The sequence below is a fragment of the Methylobacterium sp. WL6 genome (assembly GCF_008040095.1).
In the GTDB taxonomy this organism is placed as follows: Bacteria; Pseudomonadota; Alphaproteobacteria; order Rhizobiales; family Beijerinckiaceae; genus Methylobacterium.
The window spans coordinates 1-15,215 of the sequence record NZ_VRVH01000092.1 but is presented as its reverse complement, the minus strand read 5'-3'; the positions used below and the strand labels follow the sequence as shown (position 1 = coordinate 15,215).

The 15,215-nt window shown below is 72.0% G+C and carries 15 protein-coding genes; 8 read left to right on the top strand and 7 right to left on the bottom strand.

The features are described from left to right. Positions 1–544 precede the first annotated feature (544 nt). On the top strand, positions 545–808 hold the full coding sequence (locus tag FV230_RS14160; RefSeq protein WP_147729324.1) for a hypothetical protein: 264 nt from the start codon (positions 545–547) through the stop codon (positions 806–808). Between the two features lie 123 nt (positions 809–931). Beyond that, on the top strand, positions 932–1,882 hold the full coding sequence (gene gshB / locus FV230_RS14155) for a glutathione synthase (RefSeq protein WP_147842844.1): 951 nt from the start codon (positions 932–934) through the stop codon (positions 1,880–1,882). Between the two features lie 125 nt (positions 1,883–2,007). On the opposite strand, the gene FV230_RS14150 is transcribed toward gshB, so the two are convergent. From FV230_RS14150 to FV230_RS14130, 5 genes are all read right to left on the bottom strand, one after another. Beyond that, a complete protein-coding gene (locus tag FV230_RS14150) occupies positions 2,008–2,412 on the bottom strand; it encodes a BrnA antitoxin family protein (RefSeq protein WP_147842843.1) in 405 nt (134 codons plus the stop codon). Next, positions 2,399–2,674 (bottom strand): BrnT family toxin, encoded by a 276-nt coding sequence (locus FV230_RS14145; protein WP_147842842.1) that lies wholly within the window; start codon positions 2,672–2,674, stop codon positions 2,399–2,401. The genes FV230_RS14150 and FV230_RS14145 overlap by 14 nt, the downstream gene beginning before the upstream one ends. A gap of 96 nt (positions 2,675–2,770) precedes the next feature. Beyond that, on the bottom strand, positions 2,771–4,303 hold the full coding sequence (locus FV230_RS14140) for a sodium:proton antiporter (RefSeq protein WP_147842841.1): 1,533 nt from the start codon (positions 4,301–4,303) through the stop codon (positions 2,771–2,773). Positions 4,304–4,421: 118 nt separating this feature from the next. Continuing rightward, positions 4,422–4,664 (bottom strand): hypothetical protein, encoded by a 243-nt coding sequence (locus FV230_RS14135; RefSeq protein WP_147728911.1) that lies wholly within the window; start codon positions 4,662–4,664, stop codon positions 4,422–4,424. After that, entirely contained in the window at positions 4,661–5,920 is a 1,260-nt protein-coding gene (locus FV230_RS14130) for a helix-turn-helix domain-containing protein (protein ID WP_147842840.1), read from the bottom strand. The genes FV230_RS14135 and FV230_RS14130 overlap by 4 nt, the downstream gene beginning before the upstream one ends. Positions 5,921–6,197: 277 nt before the next feature. Here FV230_RS14130 and FV230_RS14125 point away from each other — a divergent pair, with 277 nt between their 5' ends. Then, a complete protein-coding gene (locus tag FV230_RS14125; protein ID WP_147842839.1) occupies positions 6,198–6,908 on the top strand; it encodes a Crp/Fnr family transcriptional regulator in 711 nt (236 codons plus the stop codon). Then, a complete protein-coding gene (locus FV230_RS14120; RefSeq protein WP_147728908.1) occupies positions 6,908–7,168 on the top strand; it encodes a hypothetical protein in 261 nt (86 codons plus the stop codon). Before FV230_RS14125 ends, FV230_RS14120 begins: the two co-directional genes overlap by 1 nt. A gap of 41 nt (positions 7,169–7,209) precedes the next feature. Here FV230_RS14120 and FV230_RS14115 read toward each other — a convergent pair whose 3' ends face one another. Next, the gene (locus FV230_RS14115) at positions 7,210–8,643 is read right to left on the bottom strand and encodes a carbohydrate porin (RefSeq protein ID WP_147842845.1); all 1,434 of its coding nucleotides are present in this window, start codon (positions 8,641–8,643) and stop codon (positions 7,210–7,212) included. 463 nt (positions 8,644–9,106) lie between these two features. Here FV230_RS14115 and FV230_RS14110 point away from each other — a divergent pair, with 463 nt between their 5' ends. Further along, positions 9,107–10,705: a gamma-glutamyltransferase family protein gene (locus FV230_RS14110; RefSeq protein WP_147842838.1), complete on the top strand. Its 1,599-nt coding sequence runs from the start codon at positions 9,107–9,109 to the stop codon at positions 10,703–10,705. A 154-nt stretch (positions 10,706–10,859) separates the two neighbouring features. On the opposite strand, the gene FV230_RS14105 is transcribed toward FV230_RS14110, so the two are convergent. Next, positions 10,860–11,348, bottom strand: a complete 489-nt coding sequence (locus FV230_RS14105; RefSeq protein ID WP_147842837.1) for a DUF302 domain-containing protein — start codon at positions 11,346–11,348, stop codon at positions 10,860–10,862. Positions 11,349–11,601: 253 nt separating this feature from the next. Here FV230_RS14105 and FV230_RS14100 point away from each other — a divergent pair, with 253 nt between their 5' ends. From FV230_RS14100 to FV230_RS14090, 3 genes are all read left to right on the top strand, one after another. Continuing rightward, entirely contained in the window at positions 11,602–12,021 is a 420-nt protein-coding gene (locus tag FV230_RS14100) for a hypothetical protein (RefSeq protein WP_147728803.1), read from the top strand. Between the two features lie 202 nt (positions 12,022–12,223). Continuing rightward, positions 12,224–12,967 (top strand): dienelactone hydrolase family protein, encoded by a 744-nt coding sequence (locus tag FV230_RS14095; RefSeq protein ID WP_147842836.1) that lies wholly within the window; start codon positions 12,224–12,226, stop codon positions 12,965–12,967. Between the two features lie 558 nt (positions 12,968–13,525). Further along, positions 13,526–14,503, top strand: a complete 978-nt coding sequence (locus tag FV230_RS14090) for a transporter (RefSeq protein WP_147842835.1) — start codon at positions 13,526–13,528, stop codon at positions 14,501–14,503. Positions 14,504–15,215: the final 712 nt, after the last annotated feature.

Sequence of the window (15,215 nt, the reverse complement as noted above, 5' to 3'; positions counted from 1 at the left end):
TCATGGGGGGCACCTGTCGGCTGATCCGGGCATCGCGCCCGGGCCCCGGGGCGGGGCGTCGGCAAGGGCGACGGCGTGTCGATGGCCGGCAGATCAGCACGCCATGGTTAACGCATCGTTTCCCGGAGGCGCGCGCGCCCGAACGGCGTGCGGGGCCGCATCGCGCGGCGCGTGCCGGCCCCGGCACGCCGTTGGCCTGCCCCTTGCAGGATCGGATCCGCCCATGGCGGGCGTTTCCTCCCAACGACTGGGCCCTGCTCGCGACCCGGGCGGGGCCCTTCTTCTGCGCCGGGCCGATCCGTGCCGGCGGACGCCGTCGCCGGGGGATCGCGGCCGATGCTGCGTTGCGGTAGCGGAGCGGCCGAAGCGGAACCGTCGCACGGTCAGGGCGCTTGCCTAGCGACCGTCGGGCCCGATATGCCGTGCCATTCGCGGATGCGCCCCTCGCGGACCCGCCGCCCGGGATTCCATGACCGACAAGCAAGGACCACGCTGGATGCGACTGGACACGTTTCGACACGCCCGTGGCGCAAAGCTGCCCCGGATGCTCCGCCCCGTGGCGCTGGCGGCCCTCCCGCTCGCCCTGCTGGCGCTCGCCGGCAGCCCGGCGCAGGCCCAGCGCGAGGACCAGGGGCTGCAGCTCGGCTGCGCCAACGACTATTTCCGCCTCTGCGCGGGCGTCGACCCGAACAGCCCGGCGGCCGAGGCCTGCATGACGCGCAACCGCAAGCGCCTGTCGCCCGAGTGCCGCAACGCCATCGGCGACTACGACAAGCGCACCGGCGGCAAGTCGATGCCGGAGGATTGAGCGGTCCGGGCGCGTCCGCGACGCGCCCGAAGCGACGATGGGGACGACGAGCGGCCGGCTCGGTCCGGGGGGATGCGGCGATTCCCCAGGGAGCCGGCCGCGTCATGAGTGGAGCCCGACGACATGGCTTTGACCGTTGCGGTCCAGATGGACCCGATCCAGGCGATCCGCATCGCCGGCGACACCACCTTCGCCCTGCTGCTCGAGGCGCAGGCGCGCGGCCACCGGCTGATCTACTACACCCCCGACCGGCTCTCGATGCAGGGCCGCCGCGTCACCGCGCGGGTGCAGGCGCTGACCGTGCAGGACGTGGAGGGCGCGCACGCGACGCTCGGCGAGATCGAGCGGATCGACCTGTCGGAGGCCGACGTGGTGCTGATGCGCCAGGACCCGCCCTTCGACATGGCCTACATCACCGCGACCCACATGCTGGAGAAGATCCACCCGCAGACGCTGGTGGTGAACAACCCGGCCGAAGTCCGCAACGCGCCGGAGAAGCTCTTCGTCCTCGACTTCCCCGACCTGATGCCGCCGACGCTGATCTCCCGCGACAAGGCGGAGATCGAGGACTTTCGCCGCGAGCACGGCACCGTGGCGATGAAGCCGCTGCACGGCCACGGCGGCGCGGCGGTGTTCCGCGTCTCCGAGACCGACCCGAACTTCGGCTCGATGTTCGACCTGTTCTCGGTCACCTTCCGCGAGGCGTGGGTGGTGCAGCGCTTCCTCGAGAAGATCACCGAGGGCGACAAGCGCATCATCCTGGTCGACGGCGAGCCGATGGGCGCGATCAACCGCGTGCCGGCCCTGAACGACATCCGCTCCAACATGGTCCGCGGCGGCGCCGCCCGGCCCTCCGACCTGACCGAGCGGGAGCGCGAGATCTGCGCCACGATCGGCCCGGAGCTGCGCCGCCGCGGCCTGATCCTCGTCGGCATCGACGTGATCGACGGGCACCTCACCGAGATCAACGTCACCTCCCCGACCGGCATCCGCGCGATCAAGCGCCTGGGCGGCCCGGACCTCGCCGTGAGCGTGTGGGACACGATCGAGGCACGCGTGGGCGCGCAGGTCTGAAGCCTTTTCGAGCGAGGTGGATGCCGGCTCGCGTGAAGACAGTGCGACATCACAACAAGGGAGAACATTGTCCGTGACCTGGTGATCACGGACAATGTTCTAGGGCGCGTCCCTCGCCTTTGCGGTCAGGCGGTGCGCTTGATCGCGCGCCGCTCGGCCGAGGGCGCCTGCGTCCCGTCGTGAACGGCGCGATTCCGATCAGGGCGAGGGTCGCGTTGGGTGTGCGTCGCCAGCCCGGCTGCGAGCGCCGCGTTCATTCGCGTCTGCCAGCCCGGCCCGCCCGCCTTGTAGGCGTCCAGCACCTCCGCCGGCACGCGCAGGGAGACCGGGACGCTGCGCCGCTCGACCTTCGGCCGGCCGGCCCTCTTGGTGAAGGCCTCGGCCATCGCGGGCGGCATCCCTTCGACGCCGGGCCTGGCGCGCGCCAGCTCCGCATCGGTCAGGGGCGGCGTGTCGGACACGGCATCCCAATCCGCCTGGGTATAGGCGTCGTTCGGGACGTAGCTCGGGGCAGGATCACGCTTGCTCATAGGACGCTCGCTCCTTCCGGCCGGCACGCCGCACGCTGATCACGTCGATCACCTCGGAGCCGAGCGGCGAAACGATCGCCACGACGACCGTTTCCCCGTGCCACGTCCCGATCAGCTTGAAGCGGGCGCGTCCGGTGCGGCTCGGCTTGGCGGCGATGTTCAGGAAGCGGTCGAAACTGAAGGCCTCCTCGAACGCAGCGAGATCGAAGCCGTGCTTGACGATGTTCGCCTGTCGCTTCGGCTCGTCGAAGGCGAACCTCATGGTTCCGGTCTACACCGAAACCCGACGTCCGCAAGCCTATTTCGGTATATACAGCCCGACGGTGGCGGCACGTGATCCCATCCGTCCTGGCCGATCTCACGTCTCCGATTTCGGAGTCGCGTTCAATTCGGCCCAATCGAACTCCTCCTCCAGCACATAGTAGGCGTCGTCGCCGATCGCGCCCTCGCGGCGCAGGCGCATGACCGTGTCGCGGGCGGCGCCGATGGCGCGGCGGCGCAGGCTGTCGGTGGGCAGCGATTCCGGGGCGCGGCCCTCGTCGTGGTCCTCGGCCGCCGCGAGCGCGCCGCGAAGCTCCTCGCGCAGGGCCTCGGTGCCGGCGTCGTCCTCGGCCCCCTCGAGGCTGTCGAGCGCCGCGCGGTAGGCTTCGGCCCGGGCGCGGCCCACCTCGCGGCCGACCGGGTCGTCGTCCTCGAGGCCGAGCCGGGCGAGCAGCGGGTTCAGGGTCAGGCCCTGGACCACGAGGGTGCCGAGCACCGTGCCGAAGGCGGCGAACACGATGAGGTCGCGCTGGGGGAAGCCCTGCGGCAGAGCGAGCGCCGTGGCGATGGTGAGGATGCCGCGCATCCCCGCCCACGACACCGCGATCGCGCCGCGGAAGGCGTGGCGGCCGGGCTCGGCGAAGGCGAGGCCGGGCAGGGCGGAGGCCGGCAGCACCCAGGCGATCCGCACCAGCACCACCGTGGCGAAGACCGCGCCGGCGAGCGCGAGCGCGCCGAGCTGGTCGGCGCCGGCGAGGCGCTGCAGGATCGGGCCGATCTGGATGCCGATCAGCACGAAGGCCAGCACGTTGAGCACGAACACCGCGGTGTTCCAGACCGCGTAGGAGATGATGCGGGTGCGCGGCGCGGTGATGCCGGGGGTGCCGCGCGCCACGGTGATCGCGAAGGCGACCAGCGTCAGCACCCCCGACATCTCCAGGCGCTCGGCCGCGATCCAGATGCCGAAGGCGGCTACGAACTGCAGCACGATGGTGCTGGCCGCATCCTGCACCCGCCGCATCCCGGCGACGAAGGCGAACCCCGCGAGCGGCCCGACGACCAGGCTCGCGACCACGCCGACGAGGAAGGTCGGGCCGACCTCGGAGGCGTGGAAGGCGCCGCTCGCGGCGGCCGCGACGCCGAGGCGGTAGATCAGCAGCGAGCCGGCATCGTTGAGCAGGCTCTCGCCGCGCAGGATGGTGGTGAGGCGGTGCGGCAGCGAGACGTGGCGCAGCACCGAGAGCGCGGCCACCGCGTCGGGCGGCGCGACGATCGCGCCGAGCACGATGCAGGCGGCGAGCGGCATGCCCGGCACCAGCAGCTTGGCGACGACGGCGACGGCGATCGTCGTCACCGCCACCGCGCCGAAGGCGAGGCCGGCGATCGGGCGCCAGTTCACCCGCAGGTCGCGCAGCGAGGTGGCGTAGCCGGCATCCATCAGCACGGGGGCGAGGAACAGCGCCAGCGCCAGCTCGGGGTCGAGCTCGAGGTTCGGCACGCCCGGCACGAAGGCCAGCCCGACGCCGCCGAGCGCCAGGAAGGCCGGATACGGCGCCCCGATCCGCCGCGCGAAAGCGGCCAGAAGCACCGCGCCGAACAGGACGCCGACGACCCAATCGAAGATGATCATGGATCGGAGATAGGGCGCTGCGGGCGGCGCGGCGCACGCCCCGGCGGAGCAAGCTCGGGATTTGCCGAACCCAGGACTTGCCCAGCTCAAGACTTGCCCAGTTCAGGACTTGCCGAGTTCAGGATTTGCCGAGCCGGTCGCGGATCCAGGCCTGTGCCGCGTCGAGGTCGACGAAGACGGGGGCCCGCGGGTCGTCGAGCGGCCCGAAGCCGGCCTCCAGGAACCAGCGGCCCGCCCCGTCCTCGTGCTGGTCGGACAGGCGCACCAGCACGGCGACGAGGAAGCCGTCGGAGAAGACGAGCCGGCTCTCGTGGTCGTCGCTTCCCGTGGCGACCTGCACGGGCTGCAGGAACAGGCTCATGCGGCGGCCCGCTCGCCGAGATGGAGGTAGTTGGGCTTGAATTCGGCCAGCGCCCTCAGCCGGGGCAGGTCGAGGATCCGCACCCGCTTGCCGCGGAACTCGATGAGCCCGGACCGGCGCAGCTCCTGCAGCGTGCGGTTGAGGTGCACGTTCGACAGGCCGGTGGTGTCGGCGAGATCCAGCTGCGTGAGCGGCAGGTCGTAGCTGTCGTCCTCGGCCAGCCCCACCACCTGCAGCCGGATGCGAAGCTCGCAGAACAGGTGCGCGAGCCGCTCCAGGGCCGAGCGGCAGCCGACGTTCACCAGCCATTCGCGCAGCGTCGCCTCGTCCACCAGCGTGGTCATCCGGAGCGCGCGGGCGATCCGGGGATGGCTCTCCATCACCTCGACCACCGTCCTCGGCGGGATCAGCACCACGCGGCAGGCCGACAGCGTGGTGATCGAGTGGTCCATCGCGTCCAGCAACGCCACGTCGAGGTCGCAGAGGTCGCCCGGGACCAGGTAGGCGGTGATCTGGCGGGTGCCGGTGGCGCGCACCTTGTGGCGGCAGGCGATGCCCTCCAGGATCAGGAACACGCCCTGCGGCGCGTCGCCCTCGCGGGCGAGGTCGGTCTGCGACGGGACGATCCGCGACGGGGCGCTGATCCGCTCCAGCAGCGCCTCGTCGGCCTCCGACAGGGCCGCGAAGCCCTCGAGCTTGCGCACGAGCGGGTTGCGGCCCCTGGCCGCCCGAAGCCGCCGGACCGGTGCGGTCGGCGCATCGCCGGCGGACGCGCGGCCGACGGGCTCGACGTGGGTCGGGGGCGCATGGACCGCCCCCTCATGCGCCGGCGCCGATCCGGCGGCGGCCAAAGCCGGCTCGTCGAGGGCGGGCTGGTCGATGGCCGGCTCGTCGAGGGTCAGCGCGTCGAGCAGGGCCACCACGTCCCAGGGCAGCGCCGGCTTGCGCAGCCAGGGCTCGTCCCGGACGTCGCGGGCGGCGGGGTCGTCGCGCTCGAGGCCGGAATGGACGAGGAAGGGCAGCCGGCACTGGCGCAGCCGCGCGATCAGGGCGTCGGAGGGTCCTTCCTTGAGCACCAGGTCGACGACCGCCACGCTCGGCGCCTCCCGCTCCAGTGACAGCAGCGCCTCGGCCGCCGTCGCGAACGGCCCGAGCACCCGGTAGCCCGCCCCCTCCAGGGCGTCGCTCAGATCCATGGCGACGATCGCGTCGGCTTCGGCGACCAGCACCGCCGGTTGCTGGGCCACGTCTTTCATTCGGATCTCCGGACGCGAAGGCGGCCGCCCCTTCGAGCAGCGCAGAGAGCAAGGTTTCGAATTCTAGACATACGCGAATGCCGCCCGGAAGAGGCACGGGAGCTTCAGTATGATAGCCAACACTTGGGTCTGCCTGCAATCATACAAACATCGAGGCACGAAACTTTTCGATTGACCTCGCCGCGGGCGAGCGCTCATCTGGCCCATCGCCTGCCGGAGAGACGAGGCGCGGGCGCCCGGGAGACAGCGCGTGCTCTTGCCCGATCGGGACCGAGCGATGCCGGCACCGCAGCGATCCAGCGTCCGCAACCGCTTGCTGAGGGCGCTCTCGCCCGCCGACTTCGCGTTGCTCCAGCCGGCCCTGCAGCCGGTCGCGACCGAGCTGCGACAGACCCTGATCGCGCCCGACGAGCCGATCCGGACGCTGTACTTCCCCGAGGACAGCCTCGCCTCGATCGTCAGCGGGGCCGCCGGCAGGGTCGAGATCGGCGTGATCGGGCGGGAGGGCCTGGTCGGGGCCGCGCCGGTGCTGCTCGCCGTCGACCGGTCGCCGTTCCACCACTTCGTCCAAAGCCCGGGCGGGATGCTGTCCATCGCCACCGCGGACCTGCTGGCCGCGGTCGACGAGAGCCCGACCCTGCGCGGGCTGCTGCTGCGCTTCGTCCAGATCCTGATGCTGCAGACGGCGCAGACCGCCTTCGTCAACGCGGCCTACAACATCGACGTGCGCCTCGCCCGCTGGCTGCTGATGTGCCACGATCGGCTGGAGGGCGACGACCTCGTGCTCACCCACGAGCTCCTGTCCCTGATGCTGGGCGCGCAGCGCAGCAGCACGACCCTGGCGGTCCAGGCCCTGGAGGGGCACGGCCTGATCCGCGCGCGGCGCGGCCGCATCACGATCCTGAGCCGCGAAGGGCTGGAGGCGGTCGTGGACGACGGCTACGGCCTGCCCGAGCGCGAGTACGCCCGGTTGATCGGGAGCCTGTGATGCCGCGGTACTTCTTCCATGTCCGGCACCGCGAAGGCCCGGCGGGGCTGGCGATCGACGAGGAGGGCGACGAGCTCGCCGACGTGGAGGCCGCCCGCGCGCGGGCGCTCGCCGTCGCCCGCCGGATGATCGCGCAGGACCGCCTGACGCTGATCCGCGACTGGATGGTGTGCAGCTTCGAGATCGCCGACGAGGCCGGCGAGCGCGTGCTCACGGTGCCGTTCGGCGACACCGTCCCGGACGAGGACGGCCCGGGCTGACCCGCAGGCCTCGCGGCCGCGGGCCGGCGCGCCGCCCGGGCTCAATACTGCACGGTCGCCCGCACCCCGAGCACGGTAGCGTTCTTCAGCCGGCGCCCGTCCGCGTCGGCAACGCCGCCGCTCGGGCGGATGATGTACTGCACGTCCGGCTGCACGGTGAAGCCCGGCACCACCAGCGCCTGGTAGGTCGCCTCCAGCGCGGTCTCGGCCCGCCGCCGCGGGATCGCGGTGCCGGTGAACAGGATGGTGTCGGTGTCGGCCCGGCGGGCGTCGTCGGCGTAGCGGGCATAGGCGATGCCGGCGCCGATCGTGTCGTCGTCGCGCCCCGGGATCAGGCCCTTGTAGGCCAGGCCGGCATCGACGTAGGCCGAGATCAGGCTGGAGCGCGTCGGCGAGAGCGAGGCGCGCACGAACACCGACAGGCCCTCGTCGTCCTTCTCGGGCTCGATCAGCAGGCTCTGGTCGATCATCGCGTAGAGGCCGGCATTGCCCCGGCGCTGGCGCGGCACGCCGGACGAGGCCGGGTCGGCGAGGGACAGGCCGAGCGTGTCGCGGCGCAGGTCGTCGAAGCGGCCGAAATGCTGCCAGCCGCCGAACGTCACCGTGCCCGGCAGCGCCGTCGAGCCCTTCTCGGTGTTGTAGGAATAGGCCGCCTCGGCCACGATCAGGGCCGGGTCGTTCGTGCGGAAGTTCGTGCCGGTGCGGTTGAGGCGCTGCTCCTCCGCGTCGTCGCCGGGGCGGTTGGCGCCGGCCGGATCGCCGTCATAGATCCCGGCCTGGAACGACAGGCCGCCGCCGGGCTCGAATTTTACGCGAACGGCCGGCGCCGCCACCGGATAGGCCGGGCCGCCGGAAGGCAGGTTGGCGCTGGTGATCGCCGGCCAGCCGAAGCTCGAGTTCACGAACAGCGTCGCGGTCTGGCTGACGAAGAACTCGGTGTCGGCGGCCTGCTGGCCGATGCGCAGGCCGAGCTTGCCGTCGAGGAACTGCTGGTCGAACCACAGCACGTAGAGCCGGGTCGCGGGCAGCGCCCCGATCACGCTGACGTCGAGCAGGTTGCCGACGTAGTAGCGCGACAGGCCGGTGCCGTGGATGAAGTAGGCGTTGGCGTGCACGCTCGCGCCCTGCCAGCCGGCGAGCTTGTCGAGGTCGAGGTAGAGCCGCAGGTTCAGCCGGTCCTCGACCACCGCCCCCTGCCGCATCCCGCCGGTCGGGTTGCCGAGCACGTCGGTGATGTAGGTGAGGCTGTACTGGATGCCCCGCTCCTTCAGGACCGGGCGCAGGCCGAACGGATCGCCGAGCGGCCCGAGATAGGGCTCGACCGAGCGGGCATAGCCGCCCGAGGTCTGGCTCGTGGTCTCGGGCTGCGCCACCGAGGTCCGCACGTCGCCGCCGGCGCCTTCGCGGATCACCGGAATGACCGGGGGCGCCGGCGATGCTTGCTGCGCTTGCGCAAGCGTCGGGAGGCCGAGCATCGCGGCGGCGAGGCAAGGGAGCAGGCGGCTGCGCGGAAGGGGGGCTGGACGCGACACGACTGAACCCTGAAGCCTTCGTGGCCCGATCCTAGCCCCACCGGACGGGGCTGTCCCGTGCAGGTTAAGCACACCAGCCGGGTTCCGGGCCGAAGGGATGCTTCGGAGGGCCGGTGAAGCGCGGATCTCCTCGCTCTCACAGATCTGGGGCTTGCCCGAGATCTGCACGTCGTGTGCCCAAACCTGCTCGTCGTGTGTCCAAGTCGGAGAGACCCGACTTGGATGCGGGAGAGGGACACGGTGAGGGGACAGGTCTTTCCGGACAGGTCGCACCCCGACCTCTCCCGGACGGGAGCGGGGGCCGCGTCGGCGCTTCGCGCGATCCCTTCGTCGAGACCCGCGGCTTTGCGCCCGCGGCACGGTTTTCGTACAGCCGGCCGATCCGTCGCCAGCCGTGAGCGAGACCATGCCCGAGACACCCGTCTTCTCCCACGGCGCCGTCGCCGCCCCGCACCACCGCGCCGCGCAGGCCGGGCAGACCGTGCTGGCGCAGGGCGGCAACGCGATCGAGGCGATGACCGCGATGGCCGCGACGATCGCCGTGGTCTACCCGCACATGAACTGCATCGGCGGCGACGGGTTCTGGCTGGTGCGCGAGAAGGGCGGCCGGGTGCGCGGCATCGAGGCCTGCGGGCCGGCCGGCGCGCTCGCCACCCGGGCGCGCTACCGTGAGCGCGAGCTCGACGCCATCCCGTCCCGCGGCCCCGACGCCTGCGTCACGGTCGCGGGCGCCGTCGGCGGCTGGCGGCTGGCGCTGGAGCTGTCGCGGGCGCTCGGCGGCAGGCTTCCGCTGGAGACGCTGCTCGCCGACGCGATCCGCCACGCCCGCGAGGGCTGCCCGGTCTCGCCCTCGGAGGGGCGCTACGTGCCGAAGGAGCTCGACACCCTCCACGACGCCCCGAACTTTTCCGCGACGTTCCTCAAGGCGGGCAAGCCGTGGCCGGTGGGCGACGTGCGGAGGTTGCCGGCGCTGGCCGCGACCCTGGAGCAGCTCGCCCATGCCGGGCTCGACGACTTCTACCGCGGCGACGTCGGTCGCGAGATCGCCGCCGACCTCGAGCGCCTCGGCGCGCCGGTGACGCGGGCCGACCTCAAGGCCTACCAGCCGCGCGAGCGCGCGCCGCTCTCGATCCGCCGCCGCGACGCGACGCTCTACAACTTCCCGCCGCCGACGCAGGGCCTGGCGGCGCTGCTGATCCTCGGCATCGTCGACCGCCTCGACATCCGCCAGGCGGAGACCACGGCGCATTACCACGGGCTGATCGAGGCGACGAAGCGCGCCTTCGCGATCCGCGACCGGGTGGTGACCGACCACGACCGCCTGACCTCGGACCCGGCGACCTACCTCACGCCCGAAAGCCTCGCCCGCGAGGCGGCGCAGGTGGACATGGCGCGCGCCGCCGCGATCCCGCTGCGGAACCCCGGCGAGGGCGACACCGTGTGGATGGGCGCGATCGACGCCGACGGCCTGGCCGTGTCCTACATCCAGTCGATCTACTGGGAATACGGCTCGGGCTGCGTGCTGCCGAAGACCGGCATCCACTGGCAGAACCGCGGCACGTCGTTCTCGCTCGACGCCGACGCCGTGAACCCGCTGGAGCCGGGACGGCGCCCGTTCCACACCCTGATCCCGGCGCTCGCCTGCTTCGACGACGGCCGGGTGATGGCCTACGGCTCGATGGGCGGCGACGGCCAGCCGCAGTTCCAGGCGCAGATCTTCACCCGCTACGCCGATTACGGCCGCGGCCCCGCCGACGCGGTCGACGCCCCGCGCCTGCTCTACGGCCGCACCTGGGGCGCGGAATCGCTGACGGTGAAGGTCGAGGACCGCTTCGACCCGGCCTGCATCCGCGCCCTCGAGCGCATGGGCCACCGGATCGAGGAGCTCGGCGGCGCCTACATCGACTCGCTCGGCCACGCCGGCATGCTGGTGCGCCACGCCAGGAACGGGCGGATCGAGGCGACGCACGACCCGCGCTCGGACGGCGGCGCGCTGGGGTTGTGAGGGAACGGGCGGCCGGAGGCGCGCCGCGACGCCTTCGCGCCGGACCCGGGCGCGATCGGATGGGTCGGCCCACGGGCCGCGATCGGCCGCTCCCTCGGGGGCGGCCGGATGGCGAGGATCCGGCCGCGCCGGCCGCCGTGCCCGTCCGGCGAGATCAGGCGGCCGCCGTGGCGAGGACGCAGCGGAGCTGCTCGTCCAGGTCGCGCGCGACGCCGTCGACCTCGGGGTTGCCGAACTGGCCGAAGGTGGTGGCCGGGCGGTCGTACTCGAACGCGACGCGGCCCTCGGCATCCTCGCGCAGGAGCACCCGGACCGGCGCGTACAGGGCGGCCGAAAGGACGTGCCGGGTCATCCGCGCGGCCGTCAGCGGGTTGCCGATGTCGTACTGGACGGCCTTGCGCACGAGCCCGGCGGTGCGGAGCAGCCCGCCATGGTCGCGGGCGCCGAAGATCGAGAGCGGCGCCTGGCGCTCGAGGAGGTCGCGCGCCGCGTCCACCTGCCCGTCCAGCAGCAGCTCGGCATAGGCGTGGTCGAGGCGCGGCACCGACGCCTCCAAGGCGGACCGCACCGCCTCGAAGGACTTGGGGGAGCGCAGCGTCACGTGCTCGATCGTGACCTGGGTCGCGGAGATCGGGTCGTTCATGGGATCGATGCCTCGGGTCTCTCGCCTCGGGTTCTCGGGCTCGATCGCGCGCCGGACGCGTGGCCCGCCTCCGCTGCGGCCGACCGATCGCCGTATGCCTGAAGGAGGGCGCGGAGCGGCGTCCGCAAGACGGACGAGATATCTACGCCATCGATACTTGGGATCGATCGCATCTGTTTGATCGATACAGTGGCCGTTCGCATCTTCGCCTCATCGAACGACGGGCAACCCCGTCGCAGTTGAGGATCGACGGATGACCCACCGCACCATCACCCTCGCCGCCGCCCTGGCCCTGACCATCGGGACCCTCGCCGCGGCCCCCGCCTCCGAGGCGACCGCCACCGGAAACGCCGTCGCCGTGCCCGCCGTGCTCGGTGCGGGCTATCACGTGCCGGGCGTGGCGCTCGGCGCCGCCGACGTCCGCGCGCAGGGCGGCCTTCTCGTGCCGAACCTGACGCGGTGGCGGCCCGCATCCGTTGCCGAGGCGTCGGCCGAGCGCTTCCAGGCGCCGGCCGCCTTCACCGTCGCCTACCGGACCCGCGGCATCGCCACGAATGCCGCCCAGGTCCTCAAGCAGGGCGGGTTCGCGACTGCCGGCGCCGTGCGCTGGCTGCCCGATGTCCCCGCCTCGGCCGAGCTCGGCGCAAGCACCGTGACGCTCGGGGCCCTGTGAGCGGGGACCGGTCCGCGGAGCGAGCCTCAACCCTGCGAAGCCCTGGCCGATCGCGCGCATCGGCCAAGGCCGCGCATCCGCCCGATGCGCCGCCGCGCCGCGCGCCTTTCGCTCGACCGGGTCGACGGGTTTGCGGCCGGTCCGCCCGCGGCCGTAGATGGTCCGGCGCGGACATCGCCGATGTCCTGCCGAGGAGGCTTCGATGGCGACCGAGCAGACCACGATCCGGACACGCGACGGCGCCTGCCCGACGCATGTCGTGACGCCTGCCGGTGGCGGGCCGTGGCCGGCGGTGATCCTCTACATGGACGCCGGCGGCATCCGCCCGGCGATGCTCGACATGGCGCGGCGGCTCGCCGATGCCGGCTACGTCGTCCTCGTCCCGGATCTGTTCTACCGCTACGGCCCCTACGGGCCGTTCGTGCCGCGCGACGTCCTGGCGGCCGGCTTCCGCGCCATCCTCGGCCCGCTGATGGCGACGACCGACCCGATCAAGGCCGCGGAGGATACCGGTGCCGTCCTGGCCTATCTCGACACGCGCGACGACGTCGCGGGACGCAGGGTCGGTGCGGTCGGCTTCTGCATGGGGGGCGGCATGGCGCTTGCCGCGGCGGGCACCTACCCCGACCGGTTCGCCGCCGCGGCGAGCTTCCACGGCGGCAACCTCGCCACCGATGCGCCGACGAGCCCCCACCGGCTCGCGCCCGCGCTGACGGCGGAGATCCACATCGCCGCGGCCGAGAACGACGACAGCTATCCGCCCGCGATGGCCGCGCGCCTGGAGCACGCCCTGGCGCAGGCCGGCGTGCGCTACACGGCGCGGACCTATCCCGCCGCGCATGGCTGGATGATGCCGGATTTCCCCGTCCACGATCCCGACGCCGCCGAGCAGGGCTGGCACGCGATGCGCGCCCTCTTCGGCCGCACGCTGCACGGCGGTGGATAACGGCGCGCCGCGGATCGCCCGGGGCCCTTCCGAAAAGACCGGCCGCCCTCCCCCGCCCGAGGCGCGGTCCGGCCCCTGCGCCGGGGATCGATGGCCCGCTCTCGGACGCGGGCCGCGAGCCGGGTCCCCCCCGTGTTCGGATCCCTCGGGCGCGGGGTCCGCCTATTGCCGCCCTATTCGTGCGGACGTCCCGGACGAACCCCGATCGATCGGCCGTCCTCGATCCTATTCGAGCCGTCGCGGGCCCGCGCGTCGAGGCGATGTGCATCACATCGGGGGCTCAGGCCCGGGCGGTGCTGATGAGGCTCCGGCCGCCGCCCCCGGAAAGTGCAGCCTTTGTGCAACGGCGGCCCAATCTTGGCACTAAGGTGCCTGAAACCGCTATTTTTTTGGGCGACGCTGTAGAATAATTCTCCAGGTTGAGACGGAAGAGGTCGGACCGCAAGACGGCGCTTGAGCCATCGCCGAACAGAACTCGCACCGGACAAGCGAGCTTCCGCACGATGGTCTCGAGGCGACGTGCCCGACATTCGAGATCCCTGGGGTAGGAACGAGAACATGATGAAGACCTGGCTTGCCGCAGGTGCGGTCGCCCTCACCGTCGGCATGAGCACCACCGTTCAGGCCGGTCCGGTCACGCAGCCCGGCGAGCAGGTCGGCCTCGCCTACGGCCCGCTGCCGCAAGGCGTCTACGCGATCAACACCTTCAGCACCGGCCGCGGCGACGCGCGCAACAGCCCGGACGTCGGCGTCAACGTGCCGATCCTGGTCTGGTCGACCGGCTACAAGGTGCTCGGCGCGACCATCATGCCTGTGATCGCGGTCCCGTCGGTGTTCGTGGGCACGAACAACCCGGCCGGCGTCGCCAACCAGGACCAGAGCTACTTCTACAACCCATTCATCGGCAACATCTTCGCCTGGGATCTCGGCAACAAGATCAGCGCCGCCTACCTCGTCGGCGCCTATGTCGGCGTCGGCGACCGCGGCTCGCTCTGCAACGGCGCTCCCGGCGCCGCCTGCATCGCCGGCGGTGCCACCCCGGTGCTGCCGCAGGTCGCCGGCACCTCGATCCGCAACACCGGCGGCATCTCCTACACCGGCGAAGGCTGGAACCTGACCGCCGCGCTCACTCACATCCTGCAGGTGGACGACGCGCCGCGCTTCGGCGGCCAGGTCGGCGCCGCCCTCGGCCCGATCCCGAATTCCGACGGCCTCTACATCGACCTGACCGCGACCAAGACCTTCGGCAAGTTCGAGATCGGCGCCGTGGCCTACGGCTACACCGACCTGCCGGTGAACCGGAACCGGGCGATCTACGCGAACTACCAGAAGCAGGGCACGTTCGCGGCCGGCGGCCTGATCGGCTACGACTTCGGCATCTTCAAGACGCAGCTCATGGTGACCCGCACCGTCGCCGACCGCGGCGTCGGCCCGTTCGCCGACGAGACCCGCGGCTGGGTCCGCTTCATCGCGCCGCTCTACACCACCGCCGCCGCCGCGGTCGCCGCGCCGACCCCGCTCGTCCGCAAGTACTGATCGCCAAGACCGATCGCGAACACCGATCGCCAACGACCGATCGACCGACGATGCCGGCTCCCCGTGAGCCGGCATCGTCATGTCGGGTGGCCGCGATCGTCGCGAACCGCGTCCATCGGCCGATGCGGAGCGATCGCCGCGGACCGGTCGCCCGCGAGGCACGACGAAAAGCCCCGCGCGGCTCGAGCCGGCGGGGCTGAGTGTGAGAATCGAAGCAAAGGGGAAACGGAAGCTTCGCCTTCTCAGGATCGACAGCATATCGATCGCCGACCCGACATCAAGGTCTGATTTCATAAGTCACGGATCCTGGAACGGAATTACAGTTTTGACGATCCGTTCTGTGAGAAATACGAATCGGATATTGACCTCGCAATCCCTCGAAGGATCGGCAGCAGCCCGGCAGCATGCTCCGCTCGGCATCGGCATGGTGCCGGCATGCGCGGCACCGATCCGGCGCTCCCCGGGCCCAGCGCGCGCATCGGCGCCCCCGACCTCTGAAACGGACGGCCCCCGCACGGCCTGAAGCGGCGGCGGTCGACCGGCCCGCCGGCCGGCGCCAGGCTGGTGGCCATGCACGGTCCACAGCGCCTCGGATCGCAGGGCCGGTGACGGATCGATCGGGTGCCGCTCCGGGGGCCGGCGCGACCCGGTCCGCGAGCGTGCGGGTCGAGCGTCCGCTGCCGCGGCTGATCGCGCGGCGCCGAACCTGGCT